Origin of the sequence: Nocardia sp. NPDC051787 (assembly GCF_040681325.1) — a bacterium.
Taxonomy (GTDB): Bacteria; Actinomycetota; Actinomycetes; order Mycobacteriales; family Mycobacteriaceae; genus Nocardia.
Window position 1 is genome coordinate 98,451 of the sequence record NZ_JBFAYO010000015.1, and the last position, 18,974, is coordinate 117,424.

The following is an 18,974-nucleotide window of genomic DNA, read 5'->3' on the forward strand; positions in this document are numbered from 1 at the left end:
AATTACCTCAGATCACCAGCTGGAATCGGTGACTCCGCGGTCCGTGGCCCCGTCGTGGTCGTAGGCCTCCACATTGCTGAATTGCATTGCGGTGCTGCCGTCGTCCGGACCCGCGGCACGCGCCTGTCGCTCAGCCGCTCCCGGCGGCGCGGTGGACGCTCTCGGCGGCTGCGGGATCTGACTTGCGAAGTCCGGCATGTCTTCGATCAGATCCGACAACTTCGGCAGCCGCGCCCGTCGATCGTGCAGCGGCGCCATCAACTGCTGTCCCTTGCGCGCGACGTCCACGGCCGCCGCTTGCGCGGCCTCGGTGATCGCCTTGGCGATCTCCGCATAGCTCAGATCTTCGATGCCGGGCCCGAACCGCGTCTCGATGACCGTGCCGTCGGCGTTCACGAACACGGTCACCCGTTTTCCGCGCGCCGAGGCGCTGCCGACCAGCTGGGCGCGCTCCTGCTGCACCTTGGCGACGGTGCGCAGCTGCTCCTGGACTTCCTCCAGCAGCGCGGCCATCTCCGCCTTGGCGAGTTCGTTCGTCATCGTCGGTGCCGTCTCGCCGATCAGCGGCGGAAACCGTCGGCGTTGCGGCGGTCCTGACGCTCCAGATAGTCGGCGGTCCGGGTCTGGTTGGTGGAGAAGTTGCCGAACGTGGTCGACATGTTCGTCGAGTTCGTGGTCAGATTCTTGCGCGAGGCCTGGTAGCCGTCATTGCCGTTGGGCCCGTTGTAGAAGTTGTCGCCTATCTTGTCGTTGCCCCACGGTGCTCCCCGACCGGCCAGCGAGGTCTGCAAGGTGGACATCACGGAGTTGATGCGGTCGCGGACGTGGCTGGTCTTCTGCGCGGCCTGCCGCAGCAGGTCGGGGTCGAGTTCGATCCTCTCCGCCATTGCCTCGCTCCTCCTGCGCTCGCGCGGGCCGGACCCGCCCACGCATTCGACTCGTGTCCTCCGACGATGACAGTCGAGGGCAACTCACCCGTAGCCCGGACATGAACGGAAAGTGCCGGTGCAGTGACGTGCGACGGCGGCGTACACCTATCGACGGCTACGTCGAATCGCGGTATCGCCGTGCGATTTTGGTAATCGGCGACACCCGGACCGCTTGGCGAGCCCGGTCAGCCGTTCACATCTCCACCATCAGGGTGACCGGGCCATCGTTCACCAGATCGATATGCATATGCGCTCCGAATTGCCCGGTGGCCACGCGGGCGCCGAGCTCGCGCAGCGCCTGCGCGAAAGCTTCGACGAGCGGTTCGGCGACGGCGCCGGGTGCGGCCGCCGACCAGGACGGGCGCCTGCCCTTGGTGGTGTCCGCGTACAGCGTGAACTGACTGACCACCAGAATCGGGGCCCGCAGATCCGCGGCCGATCGCTCCCCGTCGAGGATGCGCAACCGCCATACCTTGTCGGCCAACGCCTTCGCGGTGGCTTCGGTGTCGGAATGCGTCACGCCGACCAGGGCGACCAAGCCGTGCGGAACGCCGTCGGCCACCGGGTCGATGCGACCGACCACCCGGTCGTCGACGGTCACCTGCGCCGAACTCACACGCTGCAGAAGGGCTCGCACAAAGCTCGATCATGCCGCCCCGCCCAGCAGGGGCGACCACACGGGTGGCCACACGCCGTCTTACCCGATCGGCCTGGCCGGATACAGGTGCGCGCGGGCGGCAACCATGACAAACTCGGTGCGCAGAAGGATGTGTGCGCGGATGCCGTGCGGTGGCGGAGGATCATGCTGGAAACGAGGAGCGCGATGGATCTGGACGCGTTGGAGCGCCAGATCGCGGCGGATCGGTATGCGGCACTCGACCGTTCGGTCGATTCCGAGCTGCGTCTGGCCACCTCTCTCGGCGAACTCGCCAAGGGTTTGATCGCCACGAAGACCAACGGGTCGGTGCGCGACCGGACCAGGGAGGCGCTGGCGCCCGCCGAGGAAGCGGTGGCGATCCGCCTGCGCCTGCTGTCCCGGGGCCAGGTGCTGACCGCGCGCCTGGCCGGGGAGCTGAACGACGCGCTGCGCTCCTTCGAGCAGGCGGCCCGGCACAGCGGCCGCCGGGAACTCGCGACCACGACGATCCGCCGGGCCTGTGACGTCTACCGTCAAGTGGCGCGGGCGCATCCGGAAGTCGCGGGTCCGTGCGCGGACGGATTGTCCAAGTGCGGCGTATGGCTGGGCCGGCTCGACCAGGATGCCGCGGTAGCGGCCACCGAGGAGGCGGCCCGCATACGCGCCGGCCTGGCCGCGGCGAACCCCGAACTGTCCGGCAAGTACCTGGCCAGCCTGAGCACGCTGCTGCGGACACTCATGATCGGTCGTTCGCGCAAGCAGGCCATCGCCATGTATCGCGAACGGTACGCCGCGCTCACCTCGACCAGCATGTCGATCCGACTGCGCGCGTGCGGCATCCAGGACCTCGATCTCACCCCGAAGTCACACCGGGCGCTGGTCGAGCTGAACTGCCGCACCCTGGAGCAGGCCGGAAGGCTCACCCAGCAGCAGGTCATGTTCAAGTCCTCCGGCGATCTGTCCACCGTCGAAGAGATCAACTGGAAACTGGCCCTGGTCGGCCTGCGACCGCTCGCACCCGGCGCGGAGCCGGATCAGCCGTCGATGCCGGTGCGTATCGGCGCGACCTTCGGCGCGCTGAGCGTCTACTGCCCGGAACGGGATGCCATCGCCCAAGTGCGCGCCGCGATCATCGCGGCATACGCCATCGATGACGCCTACCCCCTCGACCGCGAGAGTTACCTCGGTAAGCACGAGTCGACGTGGAAGATCGGCGAACCCGACCTGAACACCTCGACCACCCTCGGCGACGACATCGTGCTGATCGATCAGCCCTACGGCGGCTGGGTGACGGTCATGAGCCTGAACTGGGAGCTCACCCCGGTGGCCAAACATCCACTGGCATTGCGCCTCTCCCAGGACTGGCCGGTGGCGGCCATCACGGTCACCGAGAACGTGGCCTACGAGCTGTGCTGGTACGAGCACGGCGCGGCCACCCAGTACGCCGCGCTCGGCCGTCCAGCCGGACAGGCTCCGCTCGACAAGCCGCTCGCGCCACTGGACTTCGAGACGCTGGCCCTCTACAACCCCGACCGGGCGACCGAGAGCAAACTGCGCGCGGCCTTCGGCAACACGAAGGTGTTCGCCAACCTCACCTATCTGCCCGACAGCGGCCTGCGCCAGATCAGTGTCAATACGCCGTTGTCCGAGCACGGCGACCGCGTGCTCTTCTTCCGCACGACCCCCTGAGCGGCCTCGAGAGGGCGCCCGGTCCGGCCGATCCGCGCAAAACGGCGCGCCGGTCGGATCGGCGGTGAACAAAATGCCGGAGGTCCGGCTTCCGGTTCTACACAGGTCATTTGACCAGGTATTACGTACTTCGACGTGGACACGGCACTTCCTGCCGGACCGTACCAATTACCGAAACTAACGGTAACTGGTACGTGGACAAAATTCTCGCGAACTAATTGAACGGAACGTTAATCTCCCACCATGGAGTGCTCTACTGAGACAGCGCCCAATGGTGAACCGGATCACAGCACTGCTGCCACATCACCAACCGGGCGCCTGGAGAAAAGTCACACGAAGTTACCCCGAGGGCCCCATGGACCAGCTGGCGTTGGCGGATACCCCGACCGCCCGATGCGCCTACTATCGACACACTTGCGATCTGCCCGCCGGAGTCCATCCGGAGATCGGCCGAATCACCGTCCGCGCCGGATTCGTCGGCGCGATCACGATGCCCGCCATGCTAGGCCGAAGAGTTCGCGATGATCTCACCGACCGCCTAATCGGACTGGGTCCGATCATCTGCCACGAACGGTCCAAACGATGGACCTTCCTGACCCGTCCTGATCTATCCGACGACGTCCGGCTGTTCGCTGAGCTGTTCCGCCACAACGTCTCGATCGTGCCATGCGGCGGCGAGATCGCACTGCCCTCGCCCGACGATGCCAACGCACGGTACCGGCACTGGATCGTTGCCCCACGCAATGGTTTCCGCCCCTCCGGCTCGTCCATCGTCGAGGCCATCCGATCCTGCGCGAGAGCGGGGAAGCGATGACGACCGGCGCCCTGCCCGCGAAGCACCAGGTGCTGCAAGCATGCCGAGGTGAACTCAAGGAAGGCAACCCGCTACTGCGCTGTGCACACGAGCTCACCACGTTGCACGAGCGCAGGCTCAGCGCGGAATGCGAGTCGTTGAACGAGATCGACGCGTTGCGCGCGAGGCTGGTTCGCGATATCGACCGCTGGATCACCGTGCAGCTGCCGCCCGCGCACGGCGCGGCCCACGTGCACACCGAAACCATGGGCGCGGTGATCGACCGCCTGGCCCAGCTCACCGCGCACGCCTACGCGGCACTGACCAGTTCCTCGGAATGGGACCTCTGGGACGCCTGGCAGCGCTTGGCCGAACTGGCCGTCGGCTACGACGACCTGGCCGCCGAGGTCTGCGCGGGCATCCGCCGGCTACCGGGCGCCTCCTAGGGTTCGGCCACGGCGTCCCATCCATAGGGTGGGCCGCCGCTGTGCGCCATCGGCCGACTCGCTACCTACGCACACGAAATATGCACTCCACGGCGGTTTCCGCCGCTGCAAGCGGCCCGCCGCACCGGCCGCACCGAATCGAACCGCGTGGTCCCCCAGGCGAATTCGAGTAGCGATCTACTCACGTGCCCCGCACCGGACCGGCCATACGCTGACGGCATCGTTCAGGACAGGTTCGGCACGAAGGAGGAACACATCCCGCACCGGCACCGCCGCGGGCATACCGCTTCGGACGGACGCACAGGACGCGGGTGCAAGGAACGACGTCACCGATCCAGCGCGAGCTGGGTATCGTCCGGTGGTCGCGGTCGGCGCATGGTGCCGAAACCGCGCACGCGGCGAGATCGACCAGGATGACTGGCGTCGGTGCGGCTCGGATCCTCGCCGCGCAGCGTCACCGAATCGGGACGTCCGACCGGCGACGGCCGGGCGCTACTCCGGACGCAGGGTCAGGATCCGCGGTCCGTCCTCGGTGACGGCGACGGTGTGCTCCCAATGTGCCGCACGACTGCCGTCCACGGTGACCACGGTCCAGTCGTCGTCGAGCACCTTGGTCTGGGTGGTGCCGAGCGTGAGCATCGGCTCGATCGCGAGAACCGAACCCAGCACCAGCTTCGGGCCCTTGCCCGGCTCACCTTCGTTGGCGAGGAAGGGATCGAGGTGCATTTCCCGGCCGATAGCGTGCCCACCGTAACCGTCGACGATGCCGTATGCCCGCCCGTGTTCCTTCTCGGCTGCCCGGGTGCCCAGTTCGATGGCGTGCGAGACGTCGGTCAGCCGGTTACCGGGCACCATCGCCGCGATCCCGGCCTCCATGGACAACTTGGTCGCCTCGCTGAGCAACCGGTCGGCCTCGATGATCGTGCCGACACCGAAGGTCCAGGCCGAATCACCGTGCCAGCCGTCGAGGATCGCCCCGCAGTCGATGGACACCAGGTCACCCTCGGTGAGAATCTCCTCGCCGGTGGGAATCCCGTGCACCACCCGGTCGTTCACCGACGCGCAGATGGACGCGGGGAAACCGTGGTAGCCCTTGAACGACGGCACCGCGCCCGCGTCCCGGATCACCTGCTCGGCGACCTCGTCCAGTTCCAGGGTGGATACTCCGGGTTTGGCGGCCGCGCGCACGGCGACCAAGGCCTGACCGACAATCGCGCCGGCGGCCGCCATGGCATCCAGTTCACCAGCCGTCCGGAACGGCACGACCTTCTTCTTGCGGTGGAAGACCATGCGGCCTCAGCGCTCCATCGTGAGCGGCATCAGTGGCCGAGCGCGCGCAATGCGCGCGTGTTGACGTCGTCGACCTCGCCGACACCGTCCACCGAGACGACCAGGCCGTCGTAGTGTTCCAGCAGGGGCTCGGTCTCCTCGCGGTACACCCGCAGCCGGTTGCGGATCACGTCTTCGTTGTCGTCGGCGCGGCCGCGGGCGAGCATTCGATCGACCACCGTGTCCTCCGGCACGACGAAGCACAGCACCGCGTCGAGCTTGGTGTCCATGTCCTTGAGGATCGTCTCCAGCGCGTCGGCCTGGTCGACCGTGCGCGGATAGCCGTCGAGCACGAAACCGTTCGCGGCGTCGGGCTCGTTGACCCGAGCCTCGACCATCCGGTTGGTCACGTCGCTGGGCACCAGATCGCCCGCGTCCATGTACTTCTGTGCTTCGCGACCCAGCGGCGTCTGCTGGCTGATATTCGCACGGAACAGGTCCCCGGTGGAGATGTGCGGAACGCCCAGCTTCTCCGACAGCAGGACAGCCTGGGTGCCTTTGCCGGCGCCCGGCGGACCGAGCAGTACAACTCTCACTTGAGGAACCCTTCGTAATTTCGATTCATCAGCTGGCTCTCGATCTGCTTCACGGTGTCCAAACCAACGCTCACCATGATCAGCACCGCTGTACCGCCGAACGGGAGGTTCTGCACGCCACCGGCGGAACCGATGTCGAGGAACACGTTCGGCAGCACCGCGACCAGACCGAGATAGATCGAGCCGGGGAGGGTGATACGGCTCAGGACGAAGTTGAGATAGTCGGCGGTCGGCTTGCCAGGGCGATAGCCCGGGATGAAGCCGCCGAACTTCTTCATCTCGTCGGCGCGCTCCTCCGGGTTGAAGGTGATCGCGACGTAGAAGTAGGTGAAGAACACGATCAGACCGAAGTAGATCGCGATGTAGACCGGGTTGCTCGGATTCACCAGGTATTTCTGGATGATGTCCTGCCACCAGCTCGGATCCGGATTGTTCTGCGACGAGGTCAGCTGCGCCACGAGGTTGGGCAGATACAGCAGCGACGACGCGAAGATGACCGGGATGACGCCCGCCTGGTTCACCTTCAACGGCAGGTAGGTCGAGGAGCCGCCGTACATCTTCCGCCCCACCACGCGCTTGGCGTACTGGACCGGAATCCTGCGCTGCCCCTGCTCGACGAAGATCACGGCGGTGACGATCGCCAGCGCGGCGACACACACCAGGCCGAAGACCAACCCGCCCCGGCTGTCCAGAATGGCCTTGCCCTCGGTCGGGATGCGCGCGGCGATACCGGCGAAGATCAGCAGCGACATGCCATTGCCGATGCCGCGCTCGGTGATCTGCTCGCCGAACCACATCACCAACGCCGCGCCCGCGGTCATCACGAGCACGATGATGATCATGCCGAAGATGCTGGTGTCGGCAAGAATGTCCTGTTGGCAGCCTTGCAGCAGCTGACCGCGGGCCGCCAGCGCGACCAGACCCGTGGCCTGCAGGATCGCCAGCGCGATCGACAGGTACCGGGTGTACTGCGTCATCTTGGTCTGGCCTGCTTGGCCTTCCTTGCGCAGTTCCTCGAACCGCGGGATGACGACGGTGAGCAGCTGGATGATGATGCTCGCGGTGATGTAGGGCATGATGCCGATCGCGAAGACCGACAGCTGCAGCAGCGCACCACCGGAGAACAGGTTGATCAGCTGGTAGATACCGGCGGATTCACCGCCGGAGACCAGGTCGATGCACTCCTGGACCGCCTGATAGTCGACGCCGGGGGACGGCAGCGCGGCGCCTACGCGGTACAACGCGACCAACCCCAGCGTGAAGAGAATCTTCCGCCGTAAGTCCGGGGTCCGGAAGGCCGATACGAAGGCGGAAAGCACTGATCCTCCTGGCGCGAACGACATGGTCATGACATGGGTTATTCAGCGATTATCCAGTCCCTGCTAGCACAGGAGGGACGCCGAAAACCATGACGAGGCTTGGCAGACAACAATTGAACTCTAACAGTGGCACCGGACGAGCCTTCACTCGTCCGGTGCCACTACTTGCAGAGTACCGTCAGCCCAGCTCGGTGACGGTGCCACCGGCGGCGGTGATCTTCTCCTTCGCCGCGCCGGTGACCTTGTCCACGGTCACCTGGACCGCGACGCCGATCTCACCGTCGCCGAGGACCTTGACCAGCCGGTTCTTCCGAACCGCGCCAGCGGCCACGAGCTCGGCCTTGCCGACCTCGCCACCCTCGGGGAACAGCTTGGCGATGGCGCCGACGTTCACGACCTGGTATTCCGTGCGGAACGGGTTCGTGAAGCCCTTGAGCTTGGGCAGCCGCATGTGAATCGGCATCTGCCCACCCTCGAAGGCGGCAGGCACGTTCTTGCGCGCCTTGGTGCCCTTGGTACCGCGGCCCGCGGTCTTGCCCTTGGAGCCCTCACCGCGACCCACCCGGATCTTCTCGGTCTTGGCGCCGGGAGCCGGACGCAGGTGATGCAACTTGATGGTCATGTCAGACCTCCTCAACGGTCACGAGGTGGCGCACGACGTTGATCAGCCCGCGGTTCTGGGCGTTGTCCTCACGGACCACGGTCTTGCGAATGCCACGCAGACCGAGCGTCCGCAGACTGTCCCGCTGATTCTTCTTGGCGCCGATCGAACTCTTGATCTGGGTCACCTTGAGATCTGCCATTACTTGACACCTCCGGCAGCCTGAGCGCGCGCACGCAGCATGCCGGCAGGAGCGACGTCCTCGAGCGGCAGGCCACGGCGAGCCGCGACCTCTTCCGGACGCTGCAGCTGCTTGAGGGCAGTAACAGTCGCGTGCACGACGTTGATGGCGTTGTCGCTACCGAGCGACTTCGCCAGAATGTCATGGATACCGGCGCATTCCAGCACGGCACGAGCCGCGCCACCGGCGATCACACCGGTACCCGGCGAGGCCGGACGCAGCATGACGACACCGGCCGCCGCCTCACCCTGAACCGGGTGGGTGATGGTGGAGCCGATCATCGGGACGCGGAAGAAGTTCTTGCGAGCTTCCTCGACACCCTTCTGGATGGCCGCGGGAACTTCCTTGGCCTTGCCGTAGCCGACGCCGACCAGACCGTTGCCGTCACCGACGATCACCAGGGCGGTGAAGCTGAAGCGCCGACCACCCTTCACGACCTTGGAGACGCGGTTGATCGCGACGACCCGCTCGAGCTGGTTCTTCTCGGCGGCACTCTCGCGGCGGTCACCGCCACCACGACGGTCGCCGCCACCGCGACGGTCGCCGCGGCCGCCCTCGGGGGCGCTGCCATTCTGTCCGGCGGGTCCGCTTCCGCCGTCACGCCTCTGACGTCCCGGCATCAGACGTTCCTTCCGTTCTTGTTGGTCACGATCATCAGAATTTCAACCCACCTTCGCGAGCGGCGTCGGCCAGTGCGGCGATCCGGCCGTGGTAGTCGTGGCCACCACGGTCGAACACGACGGCCTCGACACCGGCGGCCTTGGCACGCTCGGCGAGCAGCTCGCCGACCTTCTTGCTCTTGGCCGACTTGTCGCCGTCCAGCGCGCGCACGTCGGCCTCGATGGTCGACGCGGCGGCGATGGTCTTGCCGATCGAGTCGTCCACCAGCTGCGCGTGCAGGTGCCGCGAGGAGCGGTTGACCACCAAGCGCGGACGCTCGGTGGTGCCCTGGACCTTCTTGCGCAGACGGAAGTGACGGCGCGTCTTCGACAGACGACGCGTGGTGGACACGTCCTTGCCCCGCGGAATGCGCTTGGCCTTCTGGTTTTCGGTTTGCGCCATGATCACTTACCCGTCTTTCCGACCTTGCGGCGAACGACCTCGCCGGCGTAGCGGATGCCCTTGCCCTTGTACGGGTCGGGCTTGCGCAGGCCGTGGATGACCGCCGAAATCTGGCCGACCTTCTGCTTGTCGATTCCGGACACGGAGAACTTGGTGGGCGATTCCACCGCGAAGGTGATGCCCTCCGGCGCCTCGATCGGCACCGGGTGGCTGTAGCCGAGGGCGAACTCGAGGTTCTGGCCCTTGAGCGCGACGCGATAACCGACGCCGAAGATTTCCATCTTCTTCTCGTAGCCCTGGGTCACACCGACGATCATGTTCGACACGAGGGTGCGGGTCAGGCCGTGCAGGGCGCGGCTGCGGCGCTCGTCGTCCGGGCGGCCGACCTGGAGCTGGCCGTCTTCCTTGGCGACGGTGATCGGCTCGGCGACGGTCAGCGACAGGGTGCCCTTGGGCCCCTTCACCGACACGTCCTGGCCGTCAATGCTGATATCGACACCGGCGGGGATAGCGATGGGCTTCTTACCAATACGCGACATTAGTCCTGACCTCCCTTACCAGACGTAAGCGAGGACTTCGCCGCCCACGCCCTGCTTGGCCGCCTGCTTGTCGGTCAGCAGGCCGGAGGACGTGGAGATGATCGCCACGCCGAGGCCGCCGAGCACCTTGGGCAGATTGGTGGATTTCGCGTACACGCGCAGACCGGGCTTGGAGACACGGCGCACGCCGGCGAGGCTGCGCTCACGGCTCGGGCCGTACTTGAGGTCGACGATGAGCGTCTTGCCCACGGCCGCGTCCTCGGTCCGGTAGTCGGCGATGTAGCCCTCACGCTTGAGGATCTCGGCGATGTTCGCCTTGAGCTTCGAGTGCGGAGCCTTCACCTGATCGTGGTACGCCGAGTTGGCGTTGCGCAGACGTGTCAGAAAGTCTGCGATCGGATCAGTCATGGTCATGGTTCGACCTAGACACCTTTCTCGCCGCGGTTCCCATACAGCGCTGACATGCGTACCCGCAGGTCAGCGGTGGGCCTACGACAATTCGGATGGTCCGGCCTGCACTTGCCGACCGGATAAGGTATGTATCGCCCGAGCGCACGCACGCGGACATGCAGCTGCCCAGGCAACCGCTCTAGTGTAGGCAAGGGCGTCACCAGGACAAAATCGGGGTCCGTCGGCGGCCGCCTTCTTGTGCATCCCATGACCAGCAGAAACAGCCTGTGATCGACATAACATGTCACCATGTCGAGCCCAGGCATCCAACGACCCGACCTCCCCGAGACCATGACGTGGGAGGAACTCGAGCAACTGCCCGAGGAGATAGCCGAGCAGATCGAGCTATGGGATGGGCGGGTCGTGTGGCGAGAGCGCGGACCGGCCGAGCACCAGGAATTCACCAACCTCCTTTGGAGCGGGTTGCGCCGATGCCTGCGCGAAGCGGTGGTCACGGATCCACAGCAGTGCTGGAATGTCCACACTCGAACGGACGTCTTCTTCGACGCTTCGGAAAAGTCCGACTTCATGACGCCGGACATCCTGATATGCCGCAACTCCCGAGGCCCCTACCAGGATGTTCGCGCCGACGATGTGCTGCTGGTCGGCGAGGTGTTGTCACCAAACCCGCAGACCGACCTGGCGGCCAGCAAAGCGCGCTACGCGAAGGCGGGCATCACTTGGTACTGGGAAGTGGCGCTCGAGCGCGAGAGGAGCTCCATCGAGATAGTCCGCGCGTTCGCATTGGAAACCACCCACGGCGAACTACCGCAAGGCACGCGCCCGCTCTACCCGGCCAACTATCTACTCATCGACAAGTGGTCGCCGAAGGATTCCGACGCCATCGAGATCGACTTCCCATTCCCGATCCACATCCCTTGGTCGGAGTTGGCGTTCTGAATCGGCAAAGGTGGCAGCATCGACAACCAAGAGCTTCGCCGGAGTCCTTCTTGTGGCGGTATCGCCGACGCTCTCACGCGGGACCTTGCATGAGGGCCGCAAACATGTCGTCAACGACATATAGACTGTCGAGGTGGAGTCGCTGTACTCGATCGAGATCGAGCCCGAAGTCCGGGCCTGGTTGGAGTCACTGCCCGCCAAGCACTTCTTGAAGGTCGAGGAATACGTGTCCCTACCAGCCGAACGCGCCACCACACTCGGCGAACCCTTCTCCCGCTACTTGGGTGAGGGCGTGCGTGAACTCCGACCCACCCTCGACGGAGCGGCCACGCGGATCACTTACTGGTTCCGATCCGACCGCACAATCGTATTGCTGACAACATTCCGCAAGACCAAGGACCGCGAGGACGCCGAGGTCAAACGCGCTATCGAAAGCGCGAAGAACCTGCGAGGCCGAACACGGCCCCGCTCACGAAGAGTTCCTGCGCACTATCGAAAAGGGAGAGCTGTGATGCCCCACAGTCGATGGAAGACGAGGAAAGACGGCGAGCTGACCGAACCCGAGGCCGTCACCGAAGCGCGGCATGAGATCCGACTGGCCATGGAGCTGGCCGCCGCCGTCTACAACCGCCGAACCGAGCTCGGACTCACCCAGGCCGAACTCGCTGCCAGGGCAGGTCTGACTCAGGCGAAGATCTCCCGGATCGAAGGATCGGACGCCGTCCCCACCCTCCCTCTGCTGACCAAGCTGGCGCGAGCCTTGGATGCTTCGCTGAACATCGCCATCGATGCCGACGACGCCCGCGTCAGCTTCACACCACACAGCAGCGCTGCATAGGGCTGGCGAATCGGGCTCACGCGAAATCGGGCGGCGCGGGCACGGCGCCGAAGTCTTGATCGGTGGAGGATTCGAGGGTCGAGGCCAACGCGCGGTCGGCCAGGGCCTCCGCGGTGTGCCGCCAACTCTCGATGACCTCCGCGACCGGCACGGGGTCACCAAGCGATTCCCCCGCACGCAACGCGGTTACCAGCTCGAGCACGAACTCCTGGACCTCTTCGCGTGACAGGAATGCCACCCACGGGAAGACCTCCGGAAGAACAGAGTTCACGCCCAGAGTTGACTCGCACGAGCCAAAATTCAGCAAGTCAAGCAGGGCACGTGCATGTTCCGACAGATCGACCCGGCCGTCACGGTTCGAGAAAGAGACGCTCACAAGGCAATCTTGCCAATCCTATTGCGCTGCCCGGAATCACGGCGATGTCGTCAGCGGCTCGAACAGCGCACCACTCGCGCACGAACCGCATGGCGGCGGTGCGGCAAGCCGCGAAGTCCAGGCTGATGCCGCCGAGCAGGACGCGAACGTACACGTCGGGCTCGTGAGGCACGGGCTGGTCATGGTTCCAGATCGTTCGTGCCCCCGCTCCGAATGGGCGTGCCGCGCGATGCCGCGCGGAATCCGCAGCCGCACACCCCCAGCCGCCACCGCTTTCACCATGGCGTTGAACCCGTCCCAGTGCCGCACGTGATGGAGCACTTGGTCTTCGGTGATTCCGCCGGGCTGCCGCTCCTCACGCCGGCATCGCACAAAGTCCGCGGTGAGCAGGCTCACCATCTCCCCATAGGAATAGGCCATCTCATGAACATCGGGGCCGGGCTGGTAGCCGTGCAGGCGTGCCGCTGAAACCATGTCCTCGATATGCCGGTCGATTGCCCAGATATGCAGATCCATCAGATCCGCGAGCCACGGCTCATCGGCCGCCCCAGCCGCCTGTTCTCGTAGTGCCGAACCCACACTCCGAGCAGTCCCACCGCCGCCACCATCATCGCGTCAGCGGGCTCGGTACGACCGTTGAAGAGGTCGAAGAATGCGCGAGTGCCGGGCAGACGCAGCTGAGCTTGTTGCATTCCGACCCGGCCATGCGGCCGGTCATCGTTGCTCGTCTTCGACCCGCCGAATGATCTCGCTCGCCGGTACCGACTCATCCGGATTGCCGTCCAGGTCGATCAACCACGGCAACACCCAAAAGAGCAATATCAGTATCCCGGCGACCGCAGCGACGACGACCAAGACAACCGCAAGTTCGGACATGCGCAGAACCCCCTTGACGCGATGTGGCGTGGACAGCCCGGCGCCGGGAACAGGCTCGAGAGTCGCACTGGAGGCGTCGAAAAGACCATGGAACTTCCGGATCGAATCGCCGGAAGTGCCATCTCGAATGTCTTGGGGGATATCAGTATTCGAGCTTGACTCGGTCAGCCAGCTCTCGCATCTCCCAGGTCAGCGTCCGCCTGGTTGTCACGATCTTGCCGAGGATGTCGCGCGCATAGCGCTGCTGCACAAGCCATTCCGGAGCTGCCCTCTGCACACCCCACAATCCGTCCAGGGCTTCGCTGAATTGACCGCGCTGCACCTGAGCATTGGCCACGTCCAGGCGATGCCGAAGCCTGCTGGCCCCGTTCGGTTCTATCGTCGGTGCAGGGACTTGGCCAGCAATGGCGAGCGTCTTCTCTGGCTCACCGGCAATGGCAAACGACTCGGCCGAGATATACGCGACCTCCAGCGGCCCAAAGGTTCGGCCGAGCAGTCGTTCTATGTAGATTTCACGGCCGATCCGATACGCGGCCGCGCGCGCCATAGACATCGCGTCTTCGGCCTCGCCCGGCTGGTTGTCGCGCACGGCAGCGTTGGCGACCTTCAGCCACAGTCGACCCCACATCGCCACCGTCGACACGCTCGCCCGCGAGAATCGCGGCTCGATATCGTCGGCCCACTTGGTCGCCAGTGCCCGAGCGTCGTCCAGGCGCCCTTGCCGGAGCAATGCCCACAGCATGGTGTCGATGACCGTGGCCGCCTCGATGTGGGTCTCGGCGGCATCCATCGCGCGCTCCAGGACGGTGTCGGCGGCCTCGAACTGCCTGGTCTGGGCCAGCAGCGAGGCCGTCATGTGCAAGACGCGGAACCGGATCAAGCGCCCGTCTTCGACGCTATCGGCGTCCCTTATCAGGCCGGGGAGCAGCGCAGTGACCACGCGGTACTTGTCGGCGCTGATCATCGCTTGCACGGCGTCGAGCGTGGCCTGTACCCCGGCGGCCGTCGCTGGCTCGTCGGCCGCCGGGGAACTCCCGAACAACGCCGGCCACACGGGTTCCCATTGCGCTTCGGTGTCGGTATCAGCGACCTGGTAGTCGGGTTGATCCTGCAGCTGCGAAGTACGCACCTTCAGCACCACCGCCAACTTGCGCAGCGTCTCCAGGCGAGGCTCGTAGTCGCCTTGCTCGATCTTCCTGATCTGCGACAGGGACACACCCGATGCGTTGGCCAAGTCGCGTTGAGTCATACCGGCCCGCTTGCGGGCATTCTTCAATCGGTCCCCACCGTCCATGCTCATACCCCGAGGCTACGACTGATCGGTTCGCGCACACAGAGATTCGGAACAACTGCCCAGGCAGGAGCGCGTCCGAGCGAACTCTCACAGAGGCACAGATCACGTGTCAGCGACACCGGGGAGCCGACGCGCCCAGCACAGTTCATCCCGACAGACGACCTCCGTCGTTACTTTTGCAAGTCCCTCAGCGCCCCATGAGCTCGTGCAGCTCAGTTAGACCTCGTCGCGCATTGGGTGATATTTCTGATTCAGCGATTGAGGATGCAGCCGCCAGAACAGGGAACTCTCCGAAATTGTCCAGATCACTGAGCCGGTTCGCGATGTAATCGACATCAGCGTCGTCTCGCCGACCCAACTCCTCGAGAACCGACAGCAGACCCAACTCTCCGCCATGTCGGACCAGAGCCTCGGCGGCTTCGATTTGCATCGTGACTATGTCATCATCCAGCATCTCCACGAGGCGTCTGCGCGCCTGGGCATCGGAGATCCAAGCACTCAACTCCGAGATGGAGCGAAGCCGTATTAGCCCCTCGTTACTTCGGGCACGCTCCAATGCTGCGCGCAGGTCGACATGCCCAGTTCTCATTGGTCGCGCGGAGCCAAATAGCCGAAAAGCTGCTCGATCTGATTTATACCTTCGCTCACGTCAGACGGAGGGGACTGACTCAGAATTTCACGCGCGTTCTGCAAGATCGGGAGTTGGTCATTGGTCTGCAGTTCTTGCAAACGATAGGCGATATAGTCCGAATCGGGGTCATCCACTCGTCTCCCTAGTTCGCCGAGGATAGCGACCAGTCCAGCGTGGCCACCGAATCGCGCCAGAACCTCGGTTGCCTCCAACTCGACCGCCATATTCTCATCACCAAGGAGCTCGGCCAGTCGGTTCATCGCTTCGTCCGACGGCAGCAGTCGACCGAGTTCAATGGCCGCACTCTCTCGGACTTTCCAGTCCACTGAGCGCGAATCAGCGAGTGCCTGCGTCAATTCCACGCTTCTCCTATCACGGAATCTCATCCGGCGTGGCCGGACGGACTTGCTTCGTCAATTCTCGCACGTACACTGTCCCGTCCGGCGCGACGTCGTGGACGATCTCAACTACATGCGGTGTCGGCACGGTGCCGTGCGGCCGACCTGTCAGGTCAACCCGCTTGATGCCTCGCCCGTTTTCGTCATACTGCACATAATTTGTAATGTTTCCATTGGCATCTTTCTTCACGACGTAGCCGTTTGGCGGACCGTGCGCAATGTCGATTTTGCGATCAGTCGTTACGGTAGCATTGTCCAGTTCCTGCCGCAGAGACTTTTTCGGCGGTTCCGGGGAGTCATCGACCTTCTTCCGCAACCGATCACGAAGGTCGGTAACCACCTTCCTCGCTTTGACAACCGCGTCTTTGGCATCCTGCTTGAGGCCAGCGATCTGGAGCGCCTTGCGGGCTCGCCAGGCGATGATGCCGTCTTTGATCTTCCCGGCCCAGTGGTGAAGCGTGTGGACAGCCTTGGCGGCGGTGACCGCGCCAGCGCCGAAGCTTATCAGCGCGAGCCCGACCGTGATCGCGGCGTCGATGGCGAGGTCTTTGGCGAGACCCTCTAGAAAGACCTTGATCTCGGCGCGGAGCTCGTTCAAGGCGTCCCGGTATTCGATGCAGGACTGGCTGATCTGCTTGCAGGCGGTCAACAGTTGATCGATGGAGTTGGCCAGGGATTTGAGATCGTCTCGGATGTAGGAGGCGTCGTCGGCCGTGACGGTGTCGAACAGTCCGGCGGAGATGGTGATTTTGTCGCGGGCGTTTGTGTTTTGGTAGATCGTGCCGAGCCGGTCCCAGGCGTCGGCCGCCTTGGCGAGCTTTCCGGTGTCACCATCGGGGATCGGTATGCCGATGTGGCTGGCGATATTGATGCCCTTGTCGACGATGCCTTGTCCGGGACCGCCTGCCGAGGCGGGGACCGAGAACGGCCCGAAGACCGGCATGCCGGGAGTCGTTGGCTTGTCCGGCTGCGGCGCGCCCTTCATCGAGGCGTCGGCTTGGGCGTGCGTGAAGCCGATGTCGTTGAGGGCACCGCCATATGCGTACAGGGTCGAGTGGACATCCTGGAAGAACCCCACAGCCTCGAACGCGGAGGTGTTGTACGAGCCCGCCCACTGTTGGCCGTTCTCGTCCACACCCGCCATCGACCCGCAGTCAGACAACTCCGCGAAGATGTACAGAAAACTGTCACGCAGCGCCGACGCGGCATCGAAACAGTTGGTGGCCGCCTGGTAGTAAGCCTTCGGATCGACAGCCAGAGTCATATGCCGAGAATCCGCAAGCCCTCGGCTACAGCGCCGGTGTAGCTTTCGTGGGCCTGTTTCACCGCGTCCTCCAGGGCCGTGAGCCCTTCCCGGATATCGGTTGCACCCGCCAGCCACTCGCCGTGCGCTTCGCGGTAGGCCGCCATCACCGCACCGGCCGAGCCGGCATCGACTTCTTTGGCCTTCTGGTCGATTGCCGCCAGCTGGTCGGCAAGCAATCCGGCGAAACCGCGGATTCGGGCAGCGAGGTTATCGAGCTTGTCGAGATCGACCGAAAAAGCTTCCGCATCCGCTGACATGAGATTTCCGTCCTCGCTCAGGGCAGATCGAGCGAGCTGACGCCGGTGGCGAAGGCTTGATCGGTCTGACGCACGGTATCGGCGGTCACCCCCAGCTTCTCCGCCAACTCGAACAGTGCGTCCCACACCTGCACCGCCCCTTGGTGGAACTCTTCCCAACCGGTTGAGAACGCGCGGGCGTTATTTCCCGCCCAGCTCGCCAGCATGTCCCGAGCATCGGTCTCCAAAGCCGAGTAGCCATCACGGCATTGCGTCGCGACATCGAATGCCAAGCGCCCCAAGGCTTTGACATCATCGGTGTCGACCGACAGCGATGGCACTTCCCCCGCCAACCCGGCCCCCTCTATCACAGAGTAGTTCAGCCACAAACGTACCCGAAGCCTGGCGGCAGCGAAACCTGCAGCTCTCCTTCCCTACGACGCTTCGGGAGGGAGCTCCATGATCTATTGTTCCTCAAGACTTTCCGTATGTCCCGAAGTCCGCGAGGACGCGGAGGCTGGACACGCTGTCGATCGCCGCCGCTGACCGAGACCCCATCCGCCCGACGCTTCATGCCCTAGCGTCGACGCAGGTCGTCGTACTTACGCGACAGCGAATCCATCTTCCAGATATGCCAGCGCTCCCTCAGCCCGAGCCCGGCGCGCCGCTGCCACGCGCCGAGTCAACACATCCGGCAGTCTTTTCGCGGCCTCAACGTCATCGCACCACGCCCAGCCCCGAAGCTCCTCAGTCTGAAGGTGAACCGCCCCCATCCGCTTACGAGGCAGTCTGGCGATATCTTCAGCTCGTTCGGACTCCATGGAGCACAACACTATCCGTGGCACATCACCTCAGGACCAACGTCCTGCGTTCGATGAGCCCGCCTATGAAGGAGCCCAGGCGCATGACGGTGCACAGCCGATACTGGGGCGTTCGTTAGCCACCTCGCGGGTGGGGCGGCGCGGCACCGGGCGATTCGGGCGTGAGGCTCACGTATCGCCGTCCGGACTAGCACGCCGCCGTTCCAGGGCGGTGAACGCGGTGATCGCCTCGGGTGACTCGAATGCCCGGTTTCGGCGGCCGACATATGCCACCTCCTTATTTAAGGTTAGCGTTCAACCTTAAATAAGGACGACTGGAATAGAAGCGCCATTTCACACAGGCACACGCGCCAGAGGCCGAACTGGCGGTACACCGCGTGCGTGCTGCCGCACCGCTGGCGGCAGGTGTAGGCGCGGACCCGCGAACTCAGGCTTGGCGTTGGCTAGGTTGACCAGCGCTTTCTCCTTGAACGGGAAGCCGTGGTGCCCGAGCAGGGCACGTCCTTCTTCGTTGTTGGTCGCGGCGGTCACCATGCTGATGTCCGTACCGCGCGGGCGCTCGATCTTGCGCGCCGCCGACCTCCACGCCGCCCGTATCGGCGACGTTCACGCCAACTCAACTGATCACGCAATCCGGCTGGAGTATCAGATTGCTGGACAACTCCGAGACGCACGGGCAGACCGAGAACGCACCGAACGATATCGGCATGCTCGCCCCGGAGCAGTG

26 protein-coding genes and 2 pseudogenes are annotated in these 18,974 nt (G+C 64.5%); 5 read left to right on the forward strand and 23 right to left on the reverse strand.

Annotated elements, in window-relative coordinates:
* Positions 1-12: 12 nt before the first annotated feature.
* From AB0M45_RS17795 to dtd, 3 genes are all read right to left on the reverse strand, one after another.
* Positions 13-540 carry a YbaB/EbfC family nucleoid-associated protein gene (locus tag AB0M45_RS17795; protein WP_364329704.1) on the reverse strand — a complete coding sequence of 176 codons (528 nt, stop codon included), beginning with the start codon at positions 538-540 and terminating at the stop codon, positions 13-15.
* A 20-nt stretch (positions 541-560) separates the two neighbouring features.
* Positions 561-887 carry a hypothetical protein gene (locus AB0M45_RS17800; protein ID WP_364329707.1) on the reverse strand — a complete coding sequence of 109 codons (327 nt, stop codon included), beginning with the start codon at positions 885-887 and terminating at the stop codon, positions 561-563.
* Between the two features lie 235 nt (positions 888-1,122).
* Positions 1,123-1,566 (reverse strand): D-aminoacyl-tRNA deacylase, encoded by a 444-nt coding sequence (gene dtd, locus AB0M45_RS17805; protein ID WP_364329710.1) that lies wholly within the window; start codon positions 1,564-1,566, stop codon positions 1,123-1,125.
* Positions 1,567-1,731: 165 nt separating this feature from the next.
* On the opposite strand from dtd, the gene AB0M45_RS17810 reads away from it, so the two are divergent.
* From AB0M45_RS17810 to AB0M45_RS17820, 3 genes are all read left to right on the forward strand, one after another.
* The gene (locus AB0M45_RS17810; RefSeq protein ID WP_364329713.1) at positions 1,732-3,255 is read left to right on the forward strand and encodes a hypothetical protein; all 1,524 of its coding nucleotides are present in this window, start codon (positions 1,732-1,734) and stop codon (positions 3,253-3,255) included.
* Positions 3,256-3,610: 355 nt separating this feature from the next.
* Complete coding sequence (locus AB0M45_RS17815; protein WP_364329716.1) at positions 3,611-4,069, forward strand: DNA-directed RNA polymerase subunit beta; 459 nt, start codon at positions 3,611-3,613, stop codon at positions 4,067-4,069.
* Positions 4,066-4,494, forward strand: coding sequence for a DUF4254 domain-containing protein (locus AB0M45_RS17820; RefSeq protein WP_364329719.1), 429 nt, complete (start codon positions 4,066-4,068; stop codon positions 4,492-4,494). The genes AB0M45_RS17815 and AB0M45_RS17820 overlap by 4 nt, the downstream gene beginning before the upstream one ends.
* A 492-nt stretch (positions 4,495-4,986) precedes the next feature.
* Here AB0M45_RS17820 and map read toward each other — a convergent pair whose 3' ends face one another.
* The 9 genes from map to rpsH form a co-directional block, all read right to left on the reverse strand.
* Positions 4,987-5,784 (reverse strand): type I methionyl aminopeptidase, encoded by a 798-nt coding sequence (map, locus tag AB0M45_RS17825; protein WP_364329722.1) that lies wholly within the window; start codon positions 5,782-5,784, stop codon positions 4,987-4,989.
* Positions 5,785-5,813: 29 nt separating this feature from the next.
* A complete protein-coding gene (locus AB0M45_RS17830; RefSeq protein ID WP_364329725.1) occupies positions 5,814-6,359 on the reverse strand; it encodes an adenylate kinase in 546 nt (181 codons plus the stop codon).
* Entirely contained in the window at positions 6,356-7,678 is a 1,323-nt protein-coding gene (gene secY / locus AB0M45_RS17835) for a preprotein translocase subunit SecY (RefSeq protein WP_364329945.1), read from the reverse strand. The genes AB0M45_RS17830 and secY overlap by 4 nt, the downstream gene beginning before the upstream one ends.
* A 178-nt stretch (positions 7,679-7,856) precedes the next feature.
* The gene (gene rplO, locus AB0M45_RS17840; protein ID WP_364329728.1) at positions 7,857-8,300 is read right to left on the reverse strand and encodes a 50S ribosomal protein L15; all 444 of its coding nucleotides are present in this window, start codon (positions 8,298-8,300) and stop codon (positions 7,857-7,859) included.
* A gap of 1 nt (position 8,301) precedes the next feature.
* Complete coding sequence (gene rpmD / locus AB0M45_RS17845; RefSeq protein WP_039795559.1) at positions 8,302-8,481, reverse strand: 50S ribosomal protein L30; 180 nt, start codon at positions 8,479-8,481, stop codon at positions 8,302-8,304.
* Positions 8,481-9,140 (reverse strand): 30S ribosomal protein S5, encoded by a 660-nt coding sequence (gene rpsE, locus AB0M45_RS17850; protein WP_040774339.1) that lies wholly within the window; start codon positions 9,138-9,140, stop codon positions 8,481-8,483. The genes rpmD and rpsE overlap by 1 nt, the downstream gene beginning before the upstream one ends.
* 34 nt (positions 9,141-9,174) lie before the next feature.
* Positions 9,175-9,582: a 50S ribosomal protein L18 gene (gene rplR, locus AB0M45_RS17855; protein ID WP_364329733.1), complete on the reverse strand. Its 408-nt coding sequence runs from the start codon at positions 9,580-9,582 to the stop codon at positions 9,175-9,177.
* A gap of 2 nt (positions 9,583-9,584) precedes the next feature.
* Entirely contained in the window at positions 9,585-10,121 is a 537-nt protein-coding gene (rplF, locus tag AB0M45_RS17860) for a 50S ribosomal protein L6 (RefSeq protein ID WP_364329736.1), read from the reverse strand.
* 15 nt (positions 10,122-10,136) lie between these two features.
* Positions 10,137-10,535, reverse strand: coding sequence for a 30S ribosomal protein S8 (gene rpsH, locus AB0M45_RS17865; protein WP_067464156.1), 399 nt, complete (start codon positions 10,533-10,535; stop codon positions 10,137-10,139).
* 285 nt (positions 10,536-10,820) lie between these two features.
* Here rpsH and AB0M45_RS17870 point away from each other — a divergent pair, with 285 nt between their 5' ends.
* A complete protein-coding gene (locus tag AB0M45_RS17870; RefSeq protein ID WP_364329740.1) occupies positions 10,821-11,471 on the forward strand; it encodes a Uma2 family endonuclease in 651 nt (216 codons plus the stop codon).
* A gap of 133 nt (positions 11,472-11,604) precedes the next feature.
* Complete coding sequence (locus tag AB0M45_RS17875) at positions 11,605-12,309, forward strand: type II toxin-antitoxin system RelE/ParE family toxin (RefSeq protein ID WP_364329743.1); 705 nt, start codon at positions 11,605-11,607, stop codon at positions 12,307-12,309.
* A gap of 16 nt (positions 12,310-12,325) precedes the next feature.
* On the opposite strand, the gene AB0M45_RS17880 is transcribed toward AB0M45_RS17875, so the two are convergent.
* The 11 genes and pseudogenes from AB0M45_RS17880 to AB0M45_RS17930 all read right to left on the reverse strand — a co-directional run.
* Positions 12,326-12,580 (reverse strand): hypothetical protein, encoded by a 255-nt coding sequence (locus AB0M45_RS17880; RefSeq protein ID WP_364329746.1) that lies wholly within the window; start codon positions 12,578-12,580, stop codon positions 12,326-12,328.
* 141 nt (positions 12,581-12,721) lie between these two features.
* Complete coding sequence (locus AB0M45_RS17885) at positions 12,722-13,264, reverse strand: hypothetical protein (protein ID WP_364329749.1); 543 nt, start codon at positions 13,262-13,264, stop codon at positions 12,722-12,724.
* Between the two features lie 135 nt (positions 13,265-13,399).
* Positions 13,400-13,561: a hypothetical protein gene (locus tag AB0M45_RS17890; protein ID WP_364329752.1), complete on the reverse strand. Its 162-nt coding sequence runs from the start codon at positions 13,559-13,561 to the stop codon at positions 13,400-13,402.
* 142 nt (positions 13,562-13,703) lie between these two features.
* Complete coding sequence (locus AB0M45_RS17895; protein WP_364329755.1) at positions 13,704-14,861, reverse strand: helix-turn-helix transcriptional regulator; 1,158 nt, start codon at positions 14,859-14,861, stop codon at positions 13,704-13,706.
* Between the two features lie 181 nt (positions 14,862-15,042).
* A complete protein-coding gene (locus tag AB0M45_RS17900) occupies positions 15,043-15,357 on the reverse strand; it encodes a hypothetical protein (RefSeq protein ID WP_364329758.1) in 315 nt (104 codons plus the stop codon).
* An 83-nt stretch (positions 15,358-15,440) separates the two neighbouring features.
* Positions 15,441-15,848 carry a HEAT repeat domain-containing protein gene (locus tag AB0M45_RS17905; protein ID WP_364329761.1) on the reverse strand — a complete coding sequence of 136 codons (408 nt, stop codon included), beginning with the start codon at positions 15,846-15,848 and terminating at the stop codon, positions 15,441-15,443.
* A 10-nt stretch (positions 15,849-15,858) separates the two neighbouring features.
* Complete coding sequence (locus AB0M45_RS17910; protein ID WP_364329764.1) at positions 15,859-17,148, reverse strand: polymorphic toxin type 24 domain-containing protein; 1,290 nt, start codon at positions 17,146-17,148, stop codon at positions 15,859-15,861.
* A complete protein-coding gene (locus tag AB0M45_RS17915) occupies positions 17,145-17,447 on the reverse strand; it encodes a WXG100 family type VII secretion target (protein WP_364329767.1) in 303 nt (100 codons plus the stop codon). Before AB0M45_RS17915 ends, AB0M45_RS17910 begins: the two co-directional genes overlap by 4 nt.
* A 17-nt stretch (positions 17,448-17,464) precedes the next feature.
* On the reverse strand, positions 17,465-17,779 hold the full coding sequence (locus tag AB0M45_RS17920; RefSeq protein WP_364329770.1) for a WXG100 family type VII secretion target: 315 nt from the start codon (positions 17,777-17,779) through the stop codon (positions 17,465-17,467).
* Between the two features lie 755 nt (positions 17,780-18,534).
* Positions 18,535-18,703, reverse strand: a pseudogene (gene rpsN / locus AB0M45_RS17925) (30S ribosomal protein S14).
* Positions 18,704-18,709: 6 nt separating this feature from the next.
* Positions 18,710-18,814: pseudogene (locus AB0M45_RS17930) on the reverse strand (50S ribosomal protein L5); the annotation flags it as partial.
* Positions 18,815-18,974 lie beyond the last annotated feature (160 nt).

What these genes read in the sequence shown, in the direction of transcription:
- AB0M45_RS17895 (WP_364329755.1), bottom strand. Translation starts at nt 14,861, where the DNA reads ATGAGCATGGACGGTGGGGACCGATTGAAGAATGCCCGCAAGCGGGCC.
- AB0M45_RS17820 (WP_364329719.1), top strand. Translation starts at nt 4,066, where the DNA reads ATGACGACCGGCGCCCTGCCCGCGAAGCACCAGGTGCTGCAAGCATGC.
- rplO (WP_364329728.1), bottom strand. Translation starts at nt 8,300, where the DNA reads ATGACCATCAAGTTGCATCACCTGCGTCCGGCTCCCGGCGCCAAGACC.
- AB0M45_RS17795 (WP_364329704.1), bottom strand. Translation starts at nt 540, where the DNA reads ATGACGAACGAACTCGCCAAGGCGGAGATGGCCGCGCTGCTGGAGGAA.
- rplR (WP_364329733.1), bottom strand. Translation starts at nt 9,582, where the DNA reads ATGGCGCAAACCGAAAACCAGAAGGCCAAGCGCATTCCGCGGGGCAAG.
- AB0M45_RS17810 (WP_364329713.1), top strand. Translation starts at nt 1,732, where the DNA reads ATGCTGGAAACGAGGAGCGCGATGGATCTGGACGCGTTGGAGCGCCAG.
- AB0M45_RS17870 (WP_364329740.1), top strand. Translation starts at nt 10,821, where the DNA reads ATGTCGAGCCCAGGCATCCAACGACCCGACCTCCCCGAGACCATGACG.
- AB0M45_RS17890 (WP_364329752.1), bottom strand. Translation starts at nt 13,561, where the DNA reads ATGTCCGAACTTGCGGTTGTCTTGGTCGTCGTCGCTGCGGTCGCCGGG.
- AB0M45_RS17815 (WP_364329716.1), top strand. Translation starts at nt 3,611, where the DNA reads ATGGACCAGCTGGCGTTGGCGGATACCCCGACCGCCCGATGCGCCTAC.
- AB0M45_RS17910 (WP_364329764.1), bottom strand. Translation starts at nt 17,148, where the DNA reads ATGACTCTGGCTGTCGATCCGAAGGCTTACTACCAGGCGGCCACCAAC.
- rpsE (WP_040774339.1), bottom strand. Translation starts at nt 9,140, where the DNA reads ATGCCGGGACGTCAGAGGCGTGACGGCGGAAGCGGACCCGCCGGACAG.
- rplF (WP_364329736.1), bottom strand. Translation starts at nt 10,121, where the DNA reads ATGTCGCGTATTGGTAAGAAGCCCATCGCTATCCCCGCCGGTGTCGAT.
- rpsH (WP_067464156.1), bottom strand. Translation starts at nt 10,535, where the DNA reads ATGACCATGACTGATCCGATCGCAGACTTTCTGACACGTCTGCGCAAC.
- map (WP_364329722.1), bottom strand. Translation starts at nt 5,784, where the DNA reads ATGGTCTTCCACCGCAAGAAGAAGGTCGTGCCGTTCCGGACGGCTGGT.
- rpmD (WP_039795559.1), bottom strand. Translation starts at nt 8,481, where the DNA reads ATGGCAGATCTCAAGGTGACCCAGATCAAGAGTTCGATCGGCGCCAAG.
- AB0M45_RS17800 (WP_364329707.1), bottom strand. Translation starts at nt 887, where the DNA reads ATGGCGGAGAGGATCGAACTCGACCCCGACCTGCTGCGGCAGGCCGCG.
- AB0M45_RS17915 (WP_364329767.1), bottom strand. Translation starts at nt 17,447, where the DNA reads ATGTCAGCGGATGCGGAAGCTTTTTCGGTCGATCTCGACAAGCTCGAT.